The 22,036-nt window shown below is 67.4% G+C and carries 17 protein-coding genes; 8 read left to right on the top strand and 9 right to left on the bottom strand.

The window, feature by feature from the left end; all coding sequences use genetic code 11:
* Nucleotides 1–75: 75 nt before the first annotated feature.
* From ACP16H_RS13400 to ACP16H_RS13390, 3 genes are read right to left on the bottom strand one after another with little or no spacing between them, the layout of a single operon-like run.
* Nucleotides 76–960 carry a transglutaminase family protein gene (locus ACP16H_RS13400; RefSeq protein WP_425072815.1) on the bottom strand — a complete coding sequence of 295 codons (885 nt, stop codon included), beginning with the start codon at nucleotides 958–960 and terminating at the stop codon, nucleotides 76–78.
* Nucleotides 961–962: 2 nt separating this feature from the next.
* Nucleotides 963–3,374, bottom strand: a complete 2,412-nt coding sequence (locus ACP16H_RS13395; protein WP_425072814.1) for a circularly permuted type 2 ATP-grasp protein — start codon at nucleotides 3,372–3,374, stop codon at nucleotides 963–965.
* A gap of 26 nt (nucleotides 3,375–3,400) precedes the next feature.
* A complete protein-coding gene (locus ACP16H_RS13390; protein WP_425072813.1) occupies nucleotides 3,401–6,823 on the bottom strand; it encodes a DUF2126 domain-containing protein in 3,423 nt (1,140 codons plus the stop codon).
* Between the two features lie 235 nt (nucleotides 6,824–7,058).
* On the opposite strand from ACP16H_RS13390, the gene ACP16H_RS13385 reads away from it, so the two are divergent.
* Nucleotides 7,059–8,045: an alpha/beta hydrolase family esterase gene (locus ACP16H_RS13385; RefSeq protein ID WP_425072812.1), complete on the top strand. Its 987-nt coding sequence runs from the start codon at nucleotides 7,059–7,061 to the stop codon at nucleotides 8,043–8,045.
* A gap of 3 nt (nucleotides 8,046–8,048) precedes the next feature.
* Here the strand turns inward: ACP16H_RS13385 and ACP16H_RS13380 are convergent, their stop codons facing one another.
* From ACP16H_RS13380 to bhcA, 5 genes are all read right to left on the bottom strand, one after another.
* Nucleotides 8,049–9,014: a 2-hydroxyacid dehydrogenase gene (locus tag ACP16H_RS13380; protein ID WP_425072811.1), complete on the bottom strand. Its 966-nt coding sequence runs from the start codon at nucleotides 9,012–9,014 to the stop codon at nucleotides 8,049–8,051.
* An 83-nt stretch (nucleotides 9,015–9,097) separates the two neighbouring features.
* Nucleotides 9,098–10,090 carry an iminosuccinate reductase BhcD gene (bhcD, locus tag ACP16H_RS13375; RefSeq protein ID WP_425072810.1) on the bottom strand — a complete coding sequence of 331 codons (993 nt, stop codon included), beginning with the start codon at nucleotides 10,088–10,090 and terminating at the stop codon, nucleotides 9,098–9,100.
* A gap of 66 nt (nucleotides 10,091–10,156) precedes the next feature.
* Nucleotides 10,157–11,320, bottom strand: coding sequence for a 3-hydroxy-D-aspartate aldolase BhcC (bhcC, locus tag ACP16H_RS13370; protein ID WP_425072809.1), 1,164 nt, complete (start codon nucleotides 11,318–11,320; stop codon nucleotides 10,157–10,159).
* A 103-nt stretch (nucleotides 11,321–11,423) separates the two neighbouring features.
* Complete coding sequence (gene bhcB, locus ACP16H_RS13365; protein WP_425072808.1) at nucleotides 11,424–12,398, bottom strand: beta-hydroxyaspartate dehydratase BhcB; 975 nt, start codon at nucleotides 12,396–12,398, stop codon at nucleotides 11,424–11,426.
* A gap of 10 nt (nucleotides 12,399–12,408) precedes the next feature.
* A complete protein-coding gene (bhcA, locus tag ACP16H_RS13360; RefSeq protein ID WP_425072807.1) occupies nucleotides 12,409–13,602 on the bottom strand; it encodes an L-aspartate--glyoxylate aminotransferase BhcA in 1,194 nt (397 codons plus the stop codon).
* A 199-nt stretch (nucleotides 13,603–13,801) separates the two neighbouring features.
* Here bhcA and ACP16H_RS13355 point away from each other — a divergent pair, with 199 nt between their 5' ends.
* Nucleotides 13,802–14,644 carry an IclR family transcriptional regulator gene (locus ACP16H_RS13355; RefSeq protein WP_425072806.1) on the top strand — a complete coding sequence of 281 codons (843 nt, stop codon included), beginning with the start codon at nucleotides 13,802–13,804 and terminating at the stop codon, nucleotides 14,642–14,644.
* Nucleotides 14,645–14,849: 205 nt separating this feature from the next.
* Nucleotides 14,850–15,674 carry a helix-turn-helix domain-containing protein gene (locus tag ACP16H_RS13350; RefSeq protein ID WP_425072805.1) on the top strand — a complete coding sequence of 275 codons (825 nt, stop codon included), beginning with the start codon at nucleotides 14,850–14,852 and terminating at the stop codon, nucleotides 15,672–15,674.
* Here ACP16H_RS13350 and ACP16H_RS13345 read toward each other — a convergent pair.
* On the bottom strand, nucleotides 15,671–16,210 hold the full coding sequence (locus ACP16H_RS13345) for an NYN domain-containing protein (protein WP_425072804.1): 540 nt from the start codon (nucleotides 16,208–16,210) through the stop codon (nucleotides 15,671–15,673). The genes ACP16H_RS13350 and ACP16H_RS13345 overlap by 4 nt on opposite strands.
* Before the next feature lie 397 nt (nucleotides 16,211–16,607).
* Between ACP16H_RS13345 and ACP16H_RS13340 the strand changes: the two genes are divergently transcribed.
* The 5 genes from ACP16H_RS13340 (at nucleotide 16,608) to ACP16H_RS13320 (ending at nucleotide 22,003) form a co-directional block, all read left to right on the top strand.
* Nucleotides 16,608–17,672: an acyltransferase family protein gene (locus tag ACP16H_RS13340; protein WP_425072803.1), complete on the top strand. Its 1,065-nt coding sequence runs from the start codon at nucleotides 16,608–16,610 to the stop codon at nucleotides 17,670–17,672.
* Nucleotides 17,673–17,795: 123 nt separating this feature from the next.
* Nucleotides 17,796–18,269, top strand: coding sequence for an acetyl-CoA carboxylase biotin carboxyl carrier protein (gene accB, locus ACP16H_RS13335; protein WP_425072802.1), 474 nt, complete (start codon nucleotides 17,796–17,798; stop codon nucleotides 18,267–18,269).
* Nucleotides 18,270–18,281: 12 nt separating this feature from the next.
* Nucleotides 18,282–19,634 carry an acetyl-CoA carboxylase biotin carboxylase subunit gene (locus tag ACP16H_RS13330; protein ID WP_425072801.1) on the top strand — a complete coding sequence of 451 codons (1,353 nt, stop codon included), beginning with the start codon at nucleotides 18,282–18,284 and terminating at the stop codon, nucleotides 19,632–19,634.
* Nucleotides 19,631–21,097: a hypothetical protein gene (locus ACP16H_RS13325; RefSeq protein ID WP_425072800.1), complete on the top strand. Its 1,467-nt coding sequence runs from the start codon at nucleotides 19,631–19,633 to the stop codon at nucleotides 21,095–21,097. The genes ACP16H_RS13330 and ACP16H_RS13325 overlap by 4 nt, the downstream gene beginning before the upstream one ends.
* A gap of 81 nt (nucleotides 21,098–21,178) precedes the next feature.
* Nucleotides 21,179–22,003 carry an HAD-IIA family hydrolase gene (locus tag ACP16H_RS13320; protein WP_425072799.1) on the top strand — a complete coding sequence of 275 codons (825 nt, stop codon included), beginning with the start codon at nucleotides 21,179–21,181 and terminating at the stop codon, nucleotides 22,001–22,003.
* Nucleotides 22,004–22,036: the final 33 nt, after the last annotated feature.

The following is a 22,036-nucleotide window of genomic DNA, read 5'->3' as shown; positions in this document are numbered from 1 at the left end:
CCCAAACCACGCGCAGCCGCAGGCCGCGCGCCGGTCGCTTTGGCGCAGCCAAAGCGAAACACCCCGGAAAAACCCTCAGGCCGTCTCCAGAACCGGCACCATGTCCACCGCGTGTTCAGTCACATGGGCCCCGGCACTGCGCAGCGATCCCTTGACGGGTGCCACATCCGCATAGTCCCGCCCATAGGCGACCGCGACGTGATCCAGCCCCGCGCGCATGTCGTTGGTCGGGTCGATCTCCACCCAGCCCACGTCGACCCCGCACCAGGCGCGCACCCAGGCATGCATCGCATCCGCTCCCTCCAGCCGCGGCTGCCCCTTCGGCGGCTCGGTCCGCAAGAAACCCGAGACATAGCCCGCAGGCACCCCCACGGCCCTCAGGGCGCCGATCATCACATGGCTGATGTCCTGACAGACGCCGCGCCGCTTGACGAAAGCCTCCACCGGGTCGGTCGTCACATCCGTCGCCGTGGCGTCGAAATCGAACCAATCGTGCAGGGCGCGACTCACCGCGTCCACCGCCTCCAAGGCGGTCTGCGCCACGTTCGTCACCTCATGCCCAAAGGCCGCGATCTCGCCCCCCGGCACCACCCGCGCCGAAGCGCCCATGAAATGATGCGGCGACAACGCCCCCAGCCCGATCTCCGATGCCACCTCCTGCCCCAGCAGCCCCAGCGGCGGCGACAGGTCCATGACGACATCGCGCGCCATGCACTCCACCCGCCCCTCGAACCGGAACGTCACCTCGTCCAGCGGCTGCGAGAACATCACCGCCGTCAGTGCGTTGCCAAAGAAGTCCACCTCTTCCGACCGCGACGCTGGCACAGGCTCGCAGGTCACCACGCCCGACAGCACCCGCTGCCGCATATTGTCCAAGGGCCGCATCCGCAGCACCGTCCGCGCCGCCGAGGCCGGGGTCTCGTACTGGTATCGGATGGCGAGCGTCAGGTCATACAACATGGTCAACTCATGTACTGCCGCGTCAACAGGTCCGAAATCACCATCAGTCGCGCCGCCACGTCGCGCAGCCCGTCGCTGTCCATCTCGCCCGGCTCCGCCACGGCCAGATCGGTGGACAGGGTCAAGAGCGCCCGCGCCGCCCCGCCCAATTGCGTGCTGTCATAGGGCTGCGGCAGGCGCGAAAGATCCTTCACCAGCCGCGACACCTGGAACGCCACCGCGCGCGGGTTGTCCGGGTCCAGCGCCATCAGGTCCACCACGCTCTCGCGCCGCGTGACCGACGAATAGCGCCGCCGATGCGCCATCACGCTGTCGCCGATCTCGATCGCCGCATCCAGCGCGCCCGCCGCCGCCTCCGGGTCGGCCAGATCCGCCAGCATCAGCGCCACCTGCGTGCCGCGCTCCACCTCGCGGCCCATGTTCATGAACCGCCAGCCCGCCGCGCGGAACATGTTCTCGTTCACGAGGCCGGAAAACCCCGCCAGCTTGCGCAGAAGCTGGCTCATGGCCCGCGCCGCGCCGTCGCCTTCCAGCGGTTGCCGCGCCAGGTCGCGCGCCAGCCCCTGCACCTCCTTCAAAGCGTGCCAGCCATCGTCGGAAAAGCGGTCCCGCACCGGACCGACACAGCCCAGCGCCGCGTCGAACAGCCCCAGCAGCTCCGAAGGCACCGCGCCCTCGCCCAGCCCCTGCCCGTCCAGCATCCCGCGCATCCGCGCCACCAGCGGCGGCGCCACGGTCCCCGTCCCCGCCGTCAGCCCGGTCGAGGCCACCCTCAGGTGATACGCCCTGAGCGAGCGCACCGCATGTTCCGCCCGCTCGACATAGCGCCCCAGCCAGAACAGGTTGTCCGCCGCCCGCGCGGGCAGCCTCTCCGGCGTGTGCCGCGTGAAAGGCGCGTCGGGTGTGCCGCTCAGCGTCACCGCAGTCACCGGCTTGTCCGACACCACCCAGACGTCCGCCACCGACCCGCCCGATTGCATCGCCAGCGCGGTCGGGTCATCGGTCCGCCCGATGCGCGCATAGCCGCCCGGCATGACCTCCCAACCCGCGCCCGTGCGCACCGCAAAGGCGCGGATCACCATGGGACGCGGCACCATCTTGCCTTCGATCATCGCGGGCGTGGTGGACAACGTCACCGCCTCCTGCCCCACCAGATCGGCACCGTTTGCCTCCAGCCAGTCTCGCACCGCGCCGCGCGCCGTGTCGCGGAACCGCCCGCCCAAGGCCGTGGAGCCATCCACCTCGAAGGGCAGCGCCGTCGACATCGCCGGCGCGATCATCATCCGTTCGAGGTTCTCGCTGACATGCATCCGCTCGCGCGTCTGCCCGCACCACCACGTCGCGATATTGGGCAGCTTCAGCGCCTCGCCCGTCAGCTGCTGGCAGATGCGCGGCAGGAAGGCCATCAGCGCCCGCGCCTCCAGCACGCCCGACCCCAGCGCGTTCAGCATCGACACCTTGCCCGCGCGCAGCGCCGACACCATCCCCGGCGTGCCAATGGCCGAGGTCTCGTCCAGTTCCAGTGGATCGGCAAAGCGCGCATCCATCCGCCGCCACAACACGCTCACCGGCTCCAGCCCGTTCACCGTGCGCACCATCAGCCCGTCGTCCGTGACCGTCAGGTCGGCGCATTCCAGCAGCAGCATCCCCAGATAGCGCGCGATATAGGCGTGCTCGAAGTAGGTATCGGTATGCTGGCCCGGAGTCAGGATCGCCGCATGACCGCCCCCCGGCCCCCGCAACGCCTGCAACTCGTCCCGCAGCGCGCGAAAGAACCCCGCCAGCCGATGCACGTTGGCCTTGGGGAACAGCTCCGGAAAGACCCGCGTCGTGGCCATCCGGTTTTCCAGCGCGAACCCCGGCCCCGAAGGCGCCTGTGTCCTGTCCCCCAGCACGATCCACGACCCGTCCGGAGACCGCCCCACCTCGAACGCCAGCACATGCAGGAAATGCCCCGAGCGCGGCGTGACCCCCACAAGGGGCCGCAGCCATTCGGGGTTCTGCGCGATCAGCGCGGGCGGCAGCAGCCCCTTCGCCACCACCTCGGCGGGGCCATACAGATCCGCCATCAGCCGCTCCAGCAGTTCGGCCCGCTGCACCAGACCATCGGCCAGCCCGTTCCATTCGTCTTCGGCGATCATCACCGGCAGGTGGCTCAGCGGCCAGTCCCGCACATCCGACTCCGACCCGGTGTACTGCCGGTAATAGACCCCCGCGTCGTGCAGGTACTGGTCGCCACGCGCGAAATCCGCCGCCAGCGCCTCGGGTCCGCGCTTCGACAGGTGGTCGATCAGCGGCTGCCAGACGGGCCGCAGCGTCCCATCGGCACGCAGCAGTTCATCGGCCACCCCGTCCGGGGGCCGATACCCTGCCAGCGCGTTCGGGCGCTTGTCCTCGCTGCCACCGTCAGCCATGTCACAGTCCCAAGTTCAGACCCCGGTCAGATCCCGGGAGAGCGCCTCAGATCCAGCGTCATCGGGAATTCCGGATGCGGGACTTCGGTCGCGGGCCAATAAGAGCCCGGAGTATGACCGAACTTCTCGAACCGCGCCAGACGCCGCGCGTCCGCCTCGTTGGTGTTCACCGGGAAGGTGTCGTAATTGCGCCCGCCCGGATGCGCGACGTGGTAGGTACACCCGCCCAGCGCGCGACCAGACCAGGTGTCGAACACGTCGAAGACCAGCGGCGCATCGACGCCCAGCACCGGGTGCAGCGCCTCGGCGGGTTGCCACGCCTTGAAGCGTACGCCGCCCACCTTCACACCGCTCGTGCCCGTATCGACCAGCGGCACGGGCCGCTTGTTCGCCGTGACGATGTAGCGATCCGGGTTCAGCGTGGTCAGCTGCACCTGCATCCGCTCCACGCTCGAATCCGTGTACCGCACTGTCCCGCCGATGGCCCCGCGCTCGCCCAGCACATGCCAGGGCTCCAGCGCCTGCCGCACTTCCAGCGTGACGCCGTCGTAAGTCACCTCGCCCGCAAAAGGGAAGCGGAACTCGCGCTGCGCTTCGAACCACTCGGGCCGCATCTCGAATCCGTTCTCGCGCAGGTCGCGCAGCACGTCCATGAAGTCGGCCCAGACGAAATGCGGCAGCATGAATCGGTCGTGCAACTGCGTCCCCCAGCGCACCGGCTTGCCCTTGATCGGCGCCTTCCACAGCCGCGCAAGGATCGCCCGGATCAGCAACTGCTGCGCCAAAGACATGCGCGGGTCCGGCGGCATCTCGAAGCCCCGGAACTCCAGCAGCCCCAATCGCCCCGTCGGCCCATCGGGCGAGAACATCTTGTCGATGCACAGCTCGGCGCGGTGGGTGTTGCCGGTCACGTCGATCAGCATGTTGCGCAAGAGCCGATCCACCAACCAGGGCTGTGGCGTCGGGTAGTCGTCCCAAGGGTCCGGGATCTGCGCAAGCGCGATCTCCAACTCGTAGAGCGTATCATGCCGCGCCTCGTCGATCCGGGGCGCCTGGCTGGTCGGACCGATGAACAACCCGCTGAACAGATAGGACAGCGCCGGATGCCGCTGCCAATACAGGATCAAGGACCGCAACAGGTCAGGCCGCCGCAGGAAGGGCGAGTCATAGGTCGTGGCACCGCCCACCACCACGTGGTTGCCGCCGCCCGTACCCACATGCTTGCCGTCGATCATGAACTTGTCGGCCCCAAGGCGCGATTGCCGCGCTTCCTCGTAGACCCCTTCGGTGATGGCGACACAGTCGCCCCAATTCTGCGCCGGGTGGATGTTCACCTCGATCACGCCGGGATCGGGCGCCACGCGGATCACGTTCAGACGGCTGTCCGAGGGCGGCGCGTAGCCTTCGATATGGATCGGCAGTCCCAATTCCTCGGCGGTGGTCTCTGCCGCCGCCAACAGTTCCAGATAATCCTCAAGCTGGCCCACAGGCGGCATGAACAGGCACAGCCTCCCGTCGCGCGGCTCGATGGCAATCGCCGTGCGCACGTAGCCCAGGGCCGGATCGACCCCCTCCATGCTCATCGGGTTCTGCCGCGACTGCCGCCCGCCCTCTTCGGGTTTCACACCCGATACGGGCTGGGTGTGCTGCGACGTGACCTCGGGCAGCACGTCGGCCTCTTCCTTCGCGATCCGCTCCAACTCTTCCAGGATCAGCCGCCGCCGCTCCTCGATCTCCGCGTGAAAGTTCGGAAGCGCCGCGACCGGCACGCTCGGGTCAGCCGTATAGGTATAGGGATAGGACGACGCTGGAATGAACGGCAGCGTCCCCAGCGGCAGACGGAACCCCACCGGGCTGTCCCCCGGGATCAGGAAGATATGCCCCCGCCGCGTCTTCCACTTCTCGGAAATCCAGTTCGATTTCCGCGCCTTGCCCTGCCATCTCTGGATCGGCAACACGTGTCCCGCAGGCTTCGTCAGGCCGCGATTGAACACCCGTGCGATCCGCGCCCGCGCCTCCGGGTCCTTCAGCTTGGGATCGTCGGGTGTGACGTTGATCGGCAGCCCCGCCTCTTTCAGCACCCATTCCGCCGGGTCCTCGTAGGCCGGTCGCACGTATTCCGCGTCGATCCCCAGCGTGGCTGCAAAGGTCTCCATGAAGGCTTCGGAATCCTCTGCCGTCGCCCCGGTCTGCGTCTCCGGCGCCACCAGGTCGGGGTTCTTCCAGATGGGTTCACCGTCGCGCCGCCAGAACAGGCTGAACGTCCAGCGCGGCAGGGTCTCGCCCGGATACCACTTGCCCTGCCCGTAATGCAGGAAGCCCCCCGGCGCGAACCGCGTCCTCAGCCGCCGGATCAACTGGTCGGCGCGGTCACGTTTCGTCGGGCCCACGGCGGCGGTGTTCCACTCCGCACTCTCGAAATCGTCGATGGACACGAACGTCGGCTCACCGCCCATGGTCAGCCGCATGTCCTCGGCCTCCATCACCTTGTCCACCTCGCGCCCCAGCGCATCCAGCGCCTGCCAGCTTTCCTCGGAAAACGGCTTGGTGATGCGCGGATGCTCCGCGACCCGGTGCACCTCCATCTCGAAGTTGAAATCCGTCTGCGTGTTCGGATCGCCGGTAAAGCCGCCCACGATCGGCGCAGCATTGGCATAATGCGGCGTGGCGGCCAGCGGAATATGGCTTTCCCCGGTCAGCAGCCCCGACGTCGGATCCAACCCGATCCACCCCGCCCCCGGCAGGTAGACCTCGCACCAAGCATGCAGGTCGGTAAAGTCGTGATCCGTCCCCGACGGCCCGTCCAGCGCCTCCAGATCCGGCTTCAACTGGATCAGGTAGCCCGAGACAAATCGCGTCGCAAACCCCAGGTGCCGCAGGATGTTGATGAGCAACCACGAGGTATCCCGGCACGAGCCCGAGCCCTTTTCCAGCGTCTCCTCCGGCGTCTGCACGCCGGGTTCCATGCGGATCAGGTAGTCGATTTCCTTCTCCAGCCGCGCGTTCAGATCGACGAGGAAATCCACGGTCCCCGTCGGCGTGCGCGGCACCGAGTCGACCCACTTCTTCACAAGCGGCGTCATCTCCACCGCCTTGCGGTACATGCCCAGATCGCCTTCCAGCTCTGCCGGATACTCGAACGGCCACTCCCGCGCCCCTTCCTCGAGGAAGAAGTCGAACGGGTTGTAGACCGTCATGTCGGCCACCAGGTCGACCTCGATGCGCAGCTCCGTCACCGGCTCGGGAAAGACGAACCGCGCCAGCCAGTTGCCATAGATATCCTGCTGGTGATTGACGAAATGCGGCTCCGGCCCGACCTTCAGCGAATGCGAGATCACCCGCGTCCGCGAATGCGGCGCCGGCCGCAGCCGGATGATCTGCGGGCCCAGCGTCACCGGCCGGTCATACTTGTAATGCGTCAGGTGACGGATGCTTGCGGTGATCGCCATGGAGCCCTCGAAGTCGATGCGTTAACGATCAATTGGCCAGCCATGGGCCGCAATGTAAAGCAGCGCCACAAAACTTGGCCTCATTACCGGGCAGCAAACGGGCATTTTGCCACCAAAGCAGGCGTCAACGTCGCGCCACTCGTCCCCGCATCCACCCATCCCCTCCGCCAGACATTGACCCCACTGAACACAGGGTTGAGGATGACGCCAATTCACACCAATAGATTGCACGTCCATGCCCCTCCTCCGTCTCCTCTGCGCCCTCCTGCTGCTGCCGACCACCGCCCTCGCGCTGGAGGAAATCACCGACTTCGGCCCCAATCCGGGCGCGCTGAGGATGTTCCTGCACACCCCACCGGGCGACGCCACCGGCTTGCCCCTCGTCGTCGCCCTGCACGGCTGCACACTCAAGGCGGACCGCTTCGACGACGAAACCGGCCTGACCCGGCTGGCGGACGAAACGCCCTTCCTCCTGCTCCTGCCGGAACAGGACCCCGACAACATGTCGAACCGCTGTTTTCGCTTCTACGACACCGACGACAACCAGCCGGGCCAGGGCGAAAGCGCCTCCATCATGGCCATGATCGACCACGTCCTCGCCACGCAGGGCGCCGACCCGGCCAAGGTCCATGTCCTCGGCCTCTCCGGCGGCGGCGGCATGAGCGCCGTGATGCTCGCCAACCACCCCGACCGCTTCGCCGGGGGGGCGATCATTGCGGGCGTACCCTACGGCTGCAACCGACCGGCAAGCCTCTGGGACACGGCATGGTACTGGAAAAACTGGTTCGGCCTCGACGGCCTCGACGCGATCTACGCCTGCGGCATCTACGGCTACAGCCGCACCGACCGCAGCCCCGACACATGGGCCAGCTACATCACCGAGGTCGGCAGTTCCCCGGCCCAATGGCCCCTGCTCTCGATCTGGCAAGGCGCCGACGACGACACCGTCGACCCGCGCAACCTGACCGAACTGACCGAGCAATGGACCACCGTCATGGGCCTCGCCGCATCGCCCGCCAGCACCGACACGATCGGCGCCGCCACCCGCCGCACCTACACCGACACCTCCGGCACACCGCGCCTCGAGACATGGGAGCTGTCAGGCTTCGGCCACGCCGTCCCCATCGACCCGGACACCGGCTGCGGCCTGATGGCCGAGCACATGTCCGACGTCGACATCTGCGCCATCCGCCGCATCACCGCCTTCTGGGGCCTCGACTGACGGTCACGCCACCCGGTTCGGCGGCGCGTACCCTTCAAAAAACGCCGTCAGGTTGTCCAGGGCGCAATACCCCATGGCATCCCGCGTCTCCGCCGTGGCGCTTCCCAGATGCGGCAACAGCACCAGCCCCGGACAATCCAGCACCTCCTGACGCACCACCGGCTCCCCGTCAAAGACGTCCAGCCCCGCGCCCCCCAGATGCCCCGAGCGCACCGCCGCAACCAGCGCCAGTTCGTCCACCACCTCGCCCCGCGCCGTATTGATGAGGAACGCACCCGGCTTCATCGCAGCCATGGCCTCCGCACCAATCAGATGCCGGTTCTCCGCGCCGCCCGGGCAATGCAGCGACACGAAATCCGACGCCGCCAGGACCTCCTCCAACCCCATCTGCCGCGCGCCAAACGCCTCAAGCACCTCCGGCGCCACCGCCGAGCGATTATAGACGACGATCTCCATCCCGAACCCGAAATGCGCCCGCCGCGCCATCTCGCGCCCGATCCGGCCAAAGCCCACGATCCCCAGCACCTTGCCGCTGACCTTCGTCCCCACCAGGTGCGTCGGCCGCCAGCCCGACCACTGACCGGCCCGCACCTCGCGCTCACCTTCCCCGGCGCGCCGCGCTGCCATCAACAAAAGCGTCATGGCAATATCCGCCGTGCAATCGGACAGCACGTCGGGCGTGTTCGTCACCACGATCCCCAGCCGCTGCGCCGCCGCCACGTCGATGTGCGAATAGCCGACACCGTAATTCGCCAGCACCTTGCAGCGCACCGCGTCCAGCCCGTCGAACACCTCCGCGCCCATGCCATCCGTCACCGTCGGACACAGGGCGTCAAACTCCAGCAAGGCCGCCCGCAAGGCCTCCGCCGACATCGGCTGATCCACCTCGTTGAAGCTCACCTCGAACCGCTCCGAAAGCGCCCGCTCCACAGCCTCTGGCCAGCGCCGCGTCACCAGAACCTTTTTCATGCCTGTCCCTCCACGCAAAACGGGGGCCGCACATGCGCCGCCCCCTGCTTCTTCTTGGTCCAAATACCTCCCGCCGGAGGCTCCTACAGCACCACGCGCGACGCCTTCCCGGTCTCTTGCGCCAACCGCGCCGCAACCGAGGCCACCGCCAGATCCTGCAAGCCCACGCCGGTGCCGTCGAACAACGTGATCTCCGCGTCCGTGACCCGTCCCGGATGCGCGCCGTTGATGACCGCACCAATCGGCACGATATCCACCTCGCCCAAGAGTCCCGCCGCCACCGCGTGCTGCGCCTCACCAATCGAAACCGATTGCGCCACCTCGTCGGTAAAAACCGTCGCCGCCGCCACCAGCGCCGCGTCGACCTCCATCTTGCCCTTGGTGTCGGTCCCCATGCAGGCGATATGCGTGCCGGGCCGCACCCAGTCTTTCATCAACAAGGGCTCGAAGGCAGAGGTAATCGTGATGATGACATCCGCCTGCGCACAGACCTCTTCCGCGCTCACCGCCTCGAACGGCAGCCCAAGCTCCGCCGCCACCGCCCCCAGCTTCGGCAGCATCTCGGGATGCGGGTTCCAGGCCACGACCCGCTCGAACGACCGCTGCTCCACCGCCGCCCGCAACTGGAAGGCCGACTGGTGCCCCGCGCCGATCATGCCCAGCACGCGTGAATCCTTGCGCGCCAGATGCGCGATCGACACCGCCGAAGACGCCGCCGTCCTGACCGCCGTCAGGTAATTTCCACCCACCAGCGCCGACAACCGCCCCGTGTCGGAATCGAACAGGCAGACCGTCGACTGGTGGTTGGTCAGGCCCCGTTCCATGTTGCCCGGCCAATAGCCCCCGGCCTTCACACCCAGCACCATTCCCGCCCGGTCGAACCCGGACTTGAACCCATAGAGCGCGCCCTCGTGCCCCAGCGCCTCGCGCACCACGGGGAAGTTGCGTGCATCCCCCGCCGCCATCGCGCCGAACACCGCCTCGACCGCGTCAAAGGCATCCTTGCGCCCGACCAGTTCGGCGCAGGCCTCCTCGCCCACCAGCAGGATCCCCGCTGCCTGTTCCACGTCCTTCATCGCATCCTCCCGGAAATATCGCGGGGACGGCACCGCAATGCCGCCCCCTGTTCGGTCCGCACCCTCTCAGTACGCCTTTCCGCGTGCCGAGACCGGCCAGACACATTCCACCTTGCCGCCGCGCATGCCCACGTACCAGTCATGCACGTTGCAGGTCGGGTCGCAGTGCCCCGGCACCAGCTTCAGCTTGTCGTTGACCTTCAACGCGCCGGTCGGGTCCATCACCACGCCATGCTCGTCCGAGCACTTGACGTATTCCACGTCATCGCGTCCGAACACCACCGGCAGCCCACTGTCCACCGACTGCGCCTTCAGACCCGCATCCACGATGGCCTTGTCCGCCTTGGCATGGCTCATCACCGAGGTCAGGATGAACAGCGCGTTCTCCCACTCACCCCGGTCGATGCGCTGGCCGTTCTCGTCCAGGATGCGGCCGTAATCCGCGTCCATGAAAGCATAAGACCCGCACTGCAGCTCGTTGTACACACCCGAGGTCGACTCGAAGTAATACGAGCCCGTCCCGCCACCGCCGACGATATCACACTCCAGCCCCTCGGCCTTCAGCGCATCCACGGCATCCTTCACCTGCGCCACGGCAATGTCGATCTTCGCCTTCCGATCCGCGTAGACATCCATGTGCTGCATGGCACCCTGGTAGGCCTGGATGCCCGCGAACTTCAAACCCGGCGCTGCATCCACCGCCTTGGCGATCTCCACCACCGCCGGAGTCGTCGTCACCCCGCAGCGCCCCGCGCCACAGTCGATCTCCACAAGGCACTCGATCTCGGTGCCGTGCCGCTGCGCCGCCGCCGACAGGTCGGCCACGTTCTCCAGATCATCGACACAGCACAGCGTCCGCGCGCCCAACAGCGGAATGCGCGCCATGCGGTCGATCTTCAGCGGATCACGCACCTGGTTCGACACCAGCACGTCCTTGATGCCACCGCGGGCAAAGACCTCCGCCTCCGACACCTTCTGGCAGCAGACGCCACAGGCCCCGCCCATCTCGACCTGCAACTTCGCCACGTCCACCGACTTGTGCATCTTGCCATGCACCCGGTGCCGCATCCCGTGCGCCGCCGCGTAATCGCCCATCTTCTTCACGTTGCGCTCCAGCGCATCGAGGTCCAGCACAAGGCAAGGCGTCTGCACCTGCGCCTCGTCCATCCCGGGCAGCGCCGGAATGTCATACCCCACTTCGAACCCGTCCAGATCGCTCATGTCTTTCATCGTATCATCTCCCTGCTGTCCGTCACGCGCCAACCGGCGCATCAATCCGTAGGGTGGGTTTGAAACCCACCGGCATGCGTAGGGTGGGTTTTCAACCCACCTTTCACCCCGCCATCCACGGCAACCTGTCCAGATCGACGTTGCCACCCGTCACGATCACCCCCACGCGCTTGCCCGCGAAGCGTTCGCGGTTCTTCAGGATCACCGCCAAGGGCACCGCCGAGGACGGCTCCATCACCACCCGCAGATGCTTCCACGTCACCTTCATCGCGTTGACGATCTCCTCCTCCGAGGCCGTCGGCACATCGGTCACGAAGGTCTTCACGAAATGCCAGGTGTTCTCCTTCAAAGGCACCTTGAGGCCATCGGCCACCGTCTCGGGCGCGTCATCGGCAATGATATGCCCCGCCCGGAAGGACCGCGCCGCATCGTCGGCCATCTCCGGCTCGGCGGCATAAATCTCCACGTTGGGCGCGAGGTTCGACAGCGTCAGGCAGGTGCCCGACACCATGCCACCGCCACCAATCGGCGCGACCACGGCGTTCAGCCCCTCGACCTGTTTCAGCAATTCCCACGAACAGGTCGCCTGCCCGCAGATCACGCGCGGATCGTTGTAGGGGTGGACGAACTCCCCCCCCGTCGCCGCCTGCACCTCGGCAAAGACCGCCTCGCGCGAGCTGGTCGAGGGCTCGCACTCGGTGATCGTGCTGCCGTAGCGCCGCACCGCGTCCTTCTTGGCCTGCGGCGCGGTGCGCGGCATCACCACGTTGCAGGGAATGCCCCGCCGACCCGCTGCCCAGGACAGCGACAGCGCATGGTTGCCCGAGGAATGCGTACACACCCCTTTTGCCGCCTTCTCCTCGCTCAGGCCAAAGACCGCGTTCGACGCGCCACGCACCTTGAACGCCCCCGCCTCCTGCAGGTTCTCGCATTTGAAGAACAGCTGCGCCCCGGTCAGTTGGTCGAGGTAATCCGACCGCATCACCGGCGTCTCGCGCACATGCCCCTTGATCCGGTCATAGGCGGCGCGCACATCGTCGATGGTCAGCGTCTCGGCCAGTGTCAGTGCATCCAGCATCGCAGCCCCCTTATTCCGCAGCCTGCGCCAATGCCGGCGCCCGCGAGGTCCGATAGAACTCCTGCGCCGCCGCCACGCCGCTGCCCAGGGTGACGGGATAGTCCAGATCGGCCATGGCCATCTCGATCGTCGCCAGCCCCGACAGAACCATCACGTCCGTCAAGGACCCAAGGTGCCCGATGCGGAACGCCTTGGTGTTCAGCTCGCCCAGACCCACGCCGAAGGACACGCCGTAAGCGTTGTAAGCGTGATCCGTCAGCGCGTTGCTGTCAAAGCCCTCCGGCACCCGCACCGCCGACACGGTGTCCGAGTACAACTCGGGCCGCTTCGCCACCAGCTCCATGCCCCAGGCCGACACCGCCCGACGCACGCCTTCGGCCAGCCGGTTGTGGCGGGCATAGACGTTCTCCAGCCCCTCCTCGAACAGCATGGCAAGGCTTTCGCCCATGCCGTAGATCAGCTGCAGCGGCGGCGTATAGGGAAAGCCCCCGCGCCCGTTGTTCGCCGCCATATCGCGGAAATCGAAGTAGCAGCGCGGCAGTTTTGCCGTCTCCATCGCGGCCTGCGCCTTGGGCGAGACACAGCAGATCGCCATGCCGGCGGGCAGCATGAACCCCTTCTGCGAACCGGAGATCGCCACGTCCACACCCCAGTCGTCAAAGCAGAACGGCACGGAGGCCAGCGAGGACACGCAGTCCACGAACATCATCGCGGGATGCCCCGCCGCATCCATCGCCCGACGCACCGCGCCCACGTCCGACAGCACGCCCGTCGCGGTCTCGTTATGCGTCACCAGCACAACCTTGATCCGATGCGAAGTATCCGCCGTCAGGATCTCTTCGAACCGGTCCGCCGGGGCCCCCTCGCCCCAGGGCGTCTCGACCACCTGCACGTCCAAGCCGAATTTCTGGCACAGGTCGATCCACTTGTGGCTGAACATGCCGTAGCGCGCCACCAGCACCTTGTCGCCGGGGGACAGCGTGTTGGCCACCGCCGCCTCCCAGCCGCCGGTGCCGGAACCGGGGAAGGTGATGACCGTGCCCTCGGTGGTGCCGAAGACGCGCTTGGTGTCCTCCAGCATGGGCTTGAACACACCGGCGAAATCCGGCGCGCGGTGGTCCATGGTCTGGGCCAGCATCTTCACCCGCAGGCGGTCGGGCATATTGGTCGGGCCGGGAATGAACACAGGGTTCTGATGGGTCATGATAAATCCTCCGTTGCCCCCAGCATGCGCCCCGGCCACGCCACTTGCAATTTTCTTGAAAAACATTTTCACTGAGCGAAAAATACACGCAACCGACTGTCAAACCGAGGAAATCCATTTCTCATTTCCAAACCACGCCGCAGCGCAGAGGCGATTTTTCGGTGGAAAAATCGCCCCGCCCCCGGAAAAAGGACGCCCCATGCCCGCCGACCGAAAGCCCGAGACCAAGCCCCGCGGCCGCCCGAAATCGCAGTTCAAGGAAAGCTCCGCCGGGTCCCTGCAATCGCTCGACCGCGCGCTGATGCTGCTCTCTACGGTGGCGCGGCGCACCTCCGCCACGCTCTCCGACCTCGCGCGCGAAACCGACATCCCCACCGCCACCACCCACCGCATCCTGACCACGCTGCAAAACAGCCGCTACACGGTCTTCGACGAGGAACGTCAGGAATGGCGCATCGGGATCGAGGCCTACCGCACCGGCCTGTCCTTCCTCGCCCGCACCTCGGTGGCCGAAGTCGGCCGCCCCGTCATGCGCCGCCTCATGCAGGAAACCGGCGAGACCGCCAACCTCGCCGTGGCCGACATGACCGGCAGCGGGGCCGAGGTCGTCTTTATCGGCCAGGTCGAGACGCCGAACCCGATCCGCGCCTTTTTTCCCCCGGGCACCCGCACCTCGATGCATGCCTCCGGCACCGGCAAGGCCATCCTCGCGGCGCTCTCGCCCGAGGCCCGCGCCCGCACCTTTGCCCGCCTGACCTTCGAGGCCTACACCGGTTCCACCCTCGCCACGCCCGACCTGCTGACCGGCGACCTGGAAAAGATCGCCGCCCGCGGCTGGTCGCATGACCGCGAGGAACGCCACCCCGGCATGTCCTGCATCGGCGCCGCCATCTACGACGAGCAAGGCCATCCCTGCGCGGGCATCTCGGTCTCGGGCCCCACCGCCCGCTTCGCCCCGGACCGCGCATGGTCGCTTGGGGCCACCGTCGTCGAGGCCGCCCGCGAAATCACCGAGAACTCCGGTGGGCGCTGGCCGAGTTGAGCGGTTTCGGCCTGCTGCACAGGCCGACCGGGGGCGCGCCCGTGCCGGGCGCGACGAGAGGCGCTGCCTCTCGTGCTCTCCGCGGTATTTTTGAAACCAAAGAAGACAGGGATGCCCCGCGAACCCCCGGCGTGGGTCAAACGGCATCCCCGTCGCGCCGATTCCCCCATTGCCGCCCGCCCGGGCGCCCCATAACGTCCGCGCCATGACGACACGCACGCCACAGGTCAAATCCATCCGCGCCCTTGCCCGCGGGCTCGAGGTGCTGCAATTGCTGCAAACCTCCGGCGCCCTCACCCTCGCCGACCTGCACCGGCTGTCGGGCATCCCGAAGGCCTCGCTGCTGCGCATCCTGAAAACCCTGATGGAACACGGCCTTGCCTGGCAGCGCATGGCGGACAACGCCTATGTCGCATCGTTCACCCTCACCGAACTCGCTGCCCGCATGGACCGCGAGTCCGAACTGGTGGAGGCCGCCTCTCCGATCCTTGCCCGCCTGTCCGAGCAGGTGCAGTGGCCCTCGGTCCTGGCCGTTCCGCGCCTCACCCATATGGAGGTGATCGAGACCAACGCCTCCCGCGCCCGCATCGATTCCATACCGCTCGGGCCGGTGGGTTTTCAGGTCAACATGCTGCGCTCCGCCTCGGGTCGTGCCTGGCTCTCCGCCTGCGAAGACCCGATCCGCGACGCTACCCTCAACCGCCTGCGCCAGTCCCGGCGTCCCGGAGACCGTTTCGCCCACAGCCCCGACTACATCGACCGCCTCCTGACCGAGACCCGCTCCCAAGGGTTTGCCCTGCGCGACCCGGACTTCGGCGGCGATTTCGACGCGGGCCGCGCCACGGTGGACGACAAGCGCGACAGCCTCGCCGTCGCCATCCGCCTCGGCAACCACTGCCCCGGCGCGATCAACATCACCTGGACGAAACGCGCCTTCACGCGCGACAAGGCCGTGGCCACCTTTGCCGATGCGGTGAGGCAGGCCGCCTCGGATGTGGCGCTCCGGCTGACGGGTTCCTCAGCACCCTAAGCCGGGTCGAGCCAGAGCCGCCCCTTGCGGTATCCGCCCCGCAGCGCAAACCCCTTCCCCGCCGCCTCGGGAAAGGCCTCCTGCCAATCCCTGAACCGGTCGTTCGACACCACCCGCGCCCCCCTGTCGCGGGCCAAGGTCAGGATCGCCGGGTCCGCCGGTTCGCCCCGCGGCACGACAGTCACCCAGTCCTGCGGCAGCCCCAGCGCGCGGGCCAGCGCCGCATCGCCCTGGAAGCGGTCCCCGATCTTGTAGCCCACATTGGCATCGAACACGACGGCGGGCGTCCAGCCTCGTGCCACCAGCGCATCCACCACCTCGCGCACCGTCTCCAGCCGGGGAGTGTTGCCGCGCCAGAACAGGACGTTGGAGCCATCCACTACGGCAGGACGCAGCGCCCGCCTGCCACGCCAGGCCCGCCACAGCAGCACAAGCGCCGCCAGCACCCCCGGCCCGGCCAGAAGCAGCAGGTCCCCCGCCCCAGCCACGACGACGGATGCCGCGACAGCCCCCAAGGATACCAAAAGCAAAAACACGGCAAAGATCATGCGCGACCCTAGGCACCACCCCATCCGCTGACAAGCCCGCCCCAAAGGCGCGCGGCGCCATGGACCGCCCACAGGATCCTGCGTGCACACGGCCAGGGATGCCGCGACCTGCATCGCCCTGCCATGCGGGCAGAAATCCGCCTGACGCCCCGCCCCTGCCTGTTTTGACGCCATCAAGACGCCTCGGGTCTAGGAATTCAGCGTCCGACTCGCCCGCCGCGACCATTACCGCGAAATGACTCGTGTCCCGCTCTGACCGCGTCAGGATCGACCGGGAAGCCGGACCCAAAACTTAACCCGGGCAATCGGCCCGACATCGCACCTCCGCATGCGCCGACCGCAGACCCGCATCGGCAGGGCCGCCCAACCCTTCGGGAGATCCGCAATGCCCAAGGACACCATCCCTCCCCACGCGCCCCGGCACCTGAGCCGAGACCATGGCCTCGACGTGGCGCGGGGCATCGCCATCGTCGCCGTCGTGGCCGGGCATATCTTCCCCGACCCGGCCAAGAGCATGATCTACGTCTTCCACATGCCGTTCTTCTTCTTCGTCGGGGGCCACCTGTTCCGCAGCAGCCCGGACGGGCCACTCTTGCTGCGCCGCTTCCGGCAGCTGATCGTGCCCTACCTCGTCTTTCTTTTGCTGTTCTCGCTGCCCAACCTCATCGCGCCCCTGCGCGAGGCCCAGCTCTCCGAGGCCCTCTGGCGCATCCGGCAACTGGCACTTGGCGGCGAAAAGCTGGTCTCTCCGCTCACCGTCTTCTGGTTTCCCACCTGCTATTTCCTGACGGTGGTGATTTACAACGCCCTCTCCCGTCGCCTGTCGCCCCGCGCGATCTGGGTCGCGTCGGCTGGTCTGCTGACGGCGGCTTACGCCAACCAGCTGCTCTTTCCCGACGCATGGCTGCCCTGGGCCCTCAACGTCTGTGCCATGTCCATTCCCATGCTGCACATCGGCGTCACCTTCGGCGAAAGGATCTTTCGCCCGGACCGGCAGCTACTGTGGGCCTGCGCCGTGATCGCCCTGGCGACGCTGGCCGCCGTGGCACTGGTCGACCTGCCGACCATGACCATGAAACGCGCGGCCTATGGCGTGCCCTTGCTGACGCTGCTGGCCGCCCTCGCCTGCACGACCTGCCTCGCGGCAATCGGCGGCGTCGTCGCATCGCGACCCGGTCTTGCCACCCCGGCGATCGCTTGCGGGGTGGCTTCGATGACGATCATGTACCTGCACATGCCGGTTCAGTTGACCCTGCTGGCCGCCGGGCTGGACAGCCCCTGGGGCCGGTTCATCCTGACCGTGGTGCTGTGCGTCGCGGCGCATCGGGTCTTTGACGCCTTTGCGCCGACCCGCGTGCTGCTGCTGGGCAAACCCGGCCGCGCGCCGAAGGTGGACCGCCCCGCGCAGGCCGACGGACGCAGGGGGGCCGCGCGACCGGTCCGCTCGTGACTCGCGGCACATGTTTCACCAGATGAAATTCCGATCCTGCAGCGATTGAGCGGCGCGGCGCTCTCCCCTTACGGTCTGCGCAAGGACAGACGCGCCGACAGCGCGACCGGGAGGATACGCCACATGAGCGAACTGACACGCGACGACATCGACTACATCCTGAAGCTGATCGACGGCAGCAGCTTTGACGAGCTGAAACTGGAAATGGGCGACCTGAAACTCGAACTGCGCAAGCCCGGGGCGGCCCCCGCTCCCGCTGCTCCCGCTGCGCAAGCTGCTGCCGCGCCCACCGCGGCGGCAGCGCCTTCTGCCCCGTCACCCGCCGCGCCCGCCAGCGCACCAAAGGCCAACCCCGAGGGCCTCGACGTGCCCGCGCCGCTGCTCGGCACCTTCTACCACGCGGCCAAACCCGGCGCCGCGCCCTTCGTGCAGGTGGGCGACCGCGTCCAGCCCGACACCGTCATCGGCATCATCGAGGTCATGAAGCTGATGAACCAAGTCGAGGCCGGCATCGCGGGCATCGTGACCGAGATCACCGCTTCCAACGGCGAACTGGTCGAGCACGGCCAGTGCCTGCTGCGCGTGAAGCCCGCGTAAGCCGTTATTTCCATGACGAAAATCAACCGCATCTTCATCGCCAACCGGGGCGAGATCGCGGTGCGCATCATCCGCACCGCCCGCGCCCTCGGCATCGAAACCGTGCTCGGCGTCTCTCAGGCCGACCGCGACAGCCTCGGCGCGCAACTCGCCGACCGCGCCGTGGTGCTCGGCCCCGCGCCCTCCATGCAAAGCTACCTGAAGGTCGGCACCGTGATCGAGGCCGCCAAGGGCACCGGCTGCGACGCCATCCACCCGGGCTACGGCTTCCTGTCCGAAAATCGCGCGCTGGCCCAGGCCTGCGCCGAGAACGATCTGATCTTCATCGGCCCCAGCCCCGACAACCTCGCCGCCGTGGGCGACAAGCTCACCGCCCGCACCCATGCCGAGGCCGCGCAGGTTCCCCTCGTCCCCGGCGGCACCGCCGAGACCCCCGAGGACGCGGCCCGCATCGCCGACGCCATCGGCTTCCCCCTGCTCATCAAGGCCGTCGCGGGCGGCGGCGGCAAGGGCATGAAACGCGTCGACCGCCGCGAAGACCTGGCCTCACAACTCGACCTCGCCATGTCCGAAGCCGCCAACAGCTTCGGCGACGACCGCGTCTATATCGAGCGCTACGTCACCACCGGCCGCCACGTCGAGGTGCAGATCCTCTCCGACGGCGACACCATCCTGCACGCGGGCGAACGCGACTGCTCCGTCCAGCGCCGCTACCAGAAGGTCGTCGAAGAAGCCCCGGCCCCCGGCCTCTCCGACCAATTCCGCGCCGAGATCCACGCCGCCGCCATCGCCTTCGCGCGCCACATCAGCTACCGCTCCCTCGGCACCGTCGAATTCCTCGTCGACGTCGAAAGGAACGCCTTCTACTTCCTTGAAATGAACGCCCGCGTGCAGGTCGAACACCCGGTGACCGAGGCCATCTCCGGCCTCGACCTCATCGCCCTGCAAATCCGCATCGCCGAAGGCACACCGCTGCCGATGACCCAGGCAGACATCCACCTGCACGGCCACGCCATCGAATGCCGCCTGAACGCCGAGGACCCCGACCGCGACTTCGCCCCCTCCCCGGGCCGCGTCACGCTGGCATGGTTCCCGCCCCTGCCCGGCCTGCGCGTCGACACGCACATGCAAAGCGGCGCGATGATCCCGCCCTTCTACGACTCCATGGTGGCCAAGCTCATCACCCACGGCCCCACCCGCACCGAGGCCATCGCCACCATGCAGGCCGCCCTGCGCTGCCATAGCCTCACCGGCATCACGACCAACGCGGGGCTGCACGCCCGCATCATGGCGGACGACACCTTCCGGCAGGGCGGCGTCGACACCACCTACCTGCCCACGCTCCTCGCAAAGGACGCATCATGACCAACGTCACCCTCATCGACACCACGCTGCGCGACGGCAACCAGTCCAACTGGGGCGCCACCGGCCTCGACACCGGCATGATGCTGGAAATCGCGCCGACCATCGACCGCATCGGCTTCGAAGCCATCGACTTCACCACCTCGACCCACATGGCCGTGGCCACCCGCTTCACCAGGGAAGACCCTTGGGAACGCCTGCGCCTGTTTGCCGAAGCGACACCCAACACCCCCCTCTCCTTCCTCACCACCGGCATGCGCTTCATCTCGTGGGAAGTCGCATCTGAGGAGATGATGGACTTCGCCTTCCGCCTGCTGGTCAAGAACGGCATCCGCCGCTTCGCCGTCATGGACCCGATGAACAACACGCCCGCCATGCTCAACATGGCCGGGATCACCCGCAAGGCAGGCGGCGAACAGATCGTCGCCGCCCTCACCTTCACCCTCTCCCCGGTGCATGACGATGCCCATTGGGTCGAGAAAACCCAGACCCTCTGCGCCAGCGGAAAATTCGACAAGCTCTACGTCAAGGACCCCGGCGGCCTCATCTCGCCGGACCGCGCAAAGACCCTCTTCCCCGCCCTGAAACAGGCCGCAGGCCAAGTGCCGCTGGAATTCCACAGCCACACCACCATCGGCCTCGCCGCCTTCTCCTATCTCGAAGCCGCCGATTACGCCCCCTGCCTGCACACCTCCGCCTCCGCCGCCGCCAATGGCACCGGCCAGCCGGACATGTTGACCACCATCGGCAACCTGCGCGACATGGGCCATACCGTCGACGTCGACGACGCGGCGGTGAAAACCTACGACAGCTACATGACCACGCTGGCAAAGGCGGAAAACCTCTCCGCCCGCGGCCCCGGCGACTACGACCGGCGCTACTTCAGCCACCAGATCCCCGGCGGCGTCATGGGCACCATGATCCGCCAACTGCGCGAAACCAAGCGCGACCACCTCATCCCGCAGGTGCTCGAGGAAGTCGTCCGCGTCCGCGCCGACCTCGGCTACCCGATCATGGTCACGCCCTTCTCCCAGCTCGTCGCCACGCAGGCCATGCTGAACGTCACCTCCGAGGAACGCTACAAGGTCGTCCCCGACGAGGTCACCCGCTACGTCCTCGGTCGCTTCGGCACCCCCGCCATGCCCATGGACAAGGAGGTCGAAGCCCGCATCCGGGACAGCAAACGCGCAAGGGAACTGGAGGACGAGCCGCGCATGGCCCCGCTCTCGGAGCTGCGCGCCAAGATCGGCAAACACTACAGCGACGAGGAATTCCTGCTGCGCGCCACCATGCCCGCCGACCAGGTCGACGCCATGGTCAAATCCGGCCCCGCGCGCCGCAGCTACAATCCGAAGACCAAGCCGGCCCTCGACCTTATCCGCGAACTGACCTCCCGCAAGGGGCTGGGCTGCGTGAAGATCGACAAACCCGGCTTCAAACTGGAACTCAAGACCGGCACCGCCTGACCCCGCGCACGGACCACGCCCCGGCCTCGCGCCGGGGCCTCACGCCACGCTCCCCGACCCTCACGCCGCGAAAGGCCCGCCATGCCCCGCCACACCGCCGCCGTCTTCGACATCGACGGAACGCTTGCCCTGATGGACAAGACGACCAACACCTTCACCGCCCTGCCCGGCGCGCTCGACGCCCTTGCGTATTGCCGCACCAACGGCATCACCCCGGTCGCCTATACCAACGGCACCTTCTTCCCGCCCGCGCATTATTACCCGCTGCTGGCCGAGGCTGGCATCACCTTCGACGAAGGCCACATCCTCACCCCCGCCCATGTCGCGGCCCAAAGGCTGAAGGCCATGGGCTACAGCCGCGTCATGGTCCTCGGCGGCGACGGCACCACCGTCCCCTGCACAGAGGCCGGGCTGGAGGTCATCAAACCCACAGCCGACGCACCCCCAGTTGAGGCCGTGCTGATGGGCTACACCCGCGACTTCAACGCCGAACAGCTGGAGGCCGTCATTCAGGCGGTCTGGAACGGCGCCAAACCCTTCGCCGGATCCAAGGCCCCCTTCTTCGCCGGGGCCAAGGGCCGCACGTTGGGCATCTCCGGCGCGCTCTCGGCAGCGGTCGAATACACTACGGGACAAGAGGTCGCCCTTTTCGGCAAACCCTCCACCGAAGGGCTCGCCATGGTCACCGACCTTACCGGCACGCAGCCCGAGGACATGATCGTCATCGGCGACGACCCCAACCTCGAAATCCGCATGGGCCGCAGCGCAGGCAGCCTCTGCATCGGCGTCACCACCGGCATCTCCGACACCGCGGCCTTCAACTCCTCCCCCGAAGCCGAACGCGCCCACCACGTCCTGCCCTCTCTCGAAACCTTCCCGGCGCTGCTCGACACGCTCACCAACTGACCGCCCCACGCACGCCCCGGGGCCTCACCGCCC

The sequence above is a fragment of the Sagittula sp. S175 genome (assembly GCF_049800975.1).
Classification (GTDB): Bacteria; Pseudomonadota; Alphaproteobacteria; order Rhodobacterales; family Rhodobacteraceae; genus Sagittula.
Note: the sequence above shows the minus strand (reverse complement) of the source record. Positions and strands in the feature narration are given on the sequence as shown.

Bases quoted from the DNA above. Each gene is read 5' to 3' on its own strand.
- ACP16H_RS13400 (WP_425072815.1), bottom strand. From the start codon at position 960: ATGTTGTATGACCTGACGCTCGCCATCCGATACCAGTACGAGACCCCG.
- ACP16H_RS13395 (WP_425072814.1), bottom strand. From the start codon at position 3,374: ATGGCTGACGGTGGCAGCGAGGACAAGCGCCCGAACGCGCTGGCAGGG.
- ACP16H_RS13390 (WP_425072813.1), bottom strand. From the start codon at position 6,823: ATGGCGATCACCGCAAGCATCCGTCACCTGACGCATTACAAGTATGAC.
- ACP16H_RS13385 (WP_425072812.1), top strand. From the start codon at position 7,059: ATGCCCCTCCTCCGTCTCCTCTGCGCCCTCCTGCTGCTGCCGACCACC.
- ACP16H_RS13380 (WP_425072811.1), bottom strand. From the start codon at position 9,014: ATGAAAAAGGTTCTGGTGACGCGGCGCTGGCCAGAGGCTGTGGAGCGG.
- bhcD (WP_425072810.1), bottom strand. From the start codon at position 10,090: ATGAAGGACGTGGAACAGGCAGCGGGGATCCTGCTGGTGGGCGAGGAG.
- bhcC (WP_425072809.1), bottom strand. From the start codon at position 11,320: ATGAAAGACATGAGCGATCTGGACGGGTTCGAAGTGGGGTATGACATT.
- bhcB (WP_425072808.1), bottom strand. From the start codon at position 12,398: ATGCTGGATGCACTGACACTGGCCGAGACGCTGACCATCGACGATGTG.
- bhcA (WP_425072807.1), bottom strand. From the start codon at position 13,602: ATGACCCATCAGAACCCTGTGTTCATTCCCGGCCCGACCAATATGCCC.
- ACP16H_RS13355 (WP_425072806.1), top strand. From the start codon at position 13,802: ATGCCCGCCGACCGAAAGCCCGAGACCAAGCCCCGCGGCCGCCCGAAA.
- ACP16H_RS13350 (WP_425072805.1), top strand. From the start codon at position 14,850: ATGACGACACGCACGCCACAGGTCAAATCCATCCGCGCCCTTGCCCGC.
- ACP16H_RS13340 (WP_425072803.1), top strand. From the start codon at position 16,608: ATGCCCAAGGACACCATCCCTCCCCACGCGCCCCGGCACCTGAGCCGA.
- accB (WP_425072802.1), top strand. From the start codon at position 17,796: ATGAGCGAACTGACACGCGACGACATCGACTACATCCTGAAGCTGATC.
- ACP16H_RS13330 (WP_425072801.1), top strand. From the start codon at position 18,282: ATGACGAAAATCAACCGCATCTTCATCGCCAACCGGGGCGAGATCGCG.
- ACP16H_RS13325 (WP_425072800.1), top strand. From the start codon at position 19,631: ATGACCAACGTCACCCTCATCGACACCACGCTGCGCGACGGCAACCAG.
- ACP16H_RS13320 (WP_425072799.1), top strand. From the start codon at position 21,179: ATGCCCCGCCACACCGCCGCCGTCTTCGACATCGACGGAACGCTTGCC.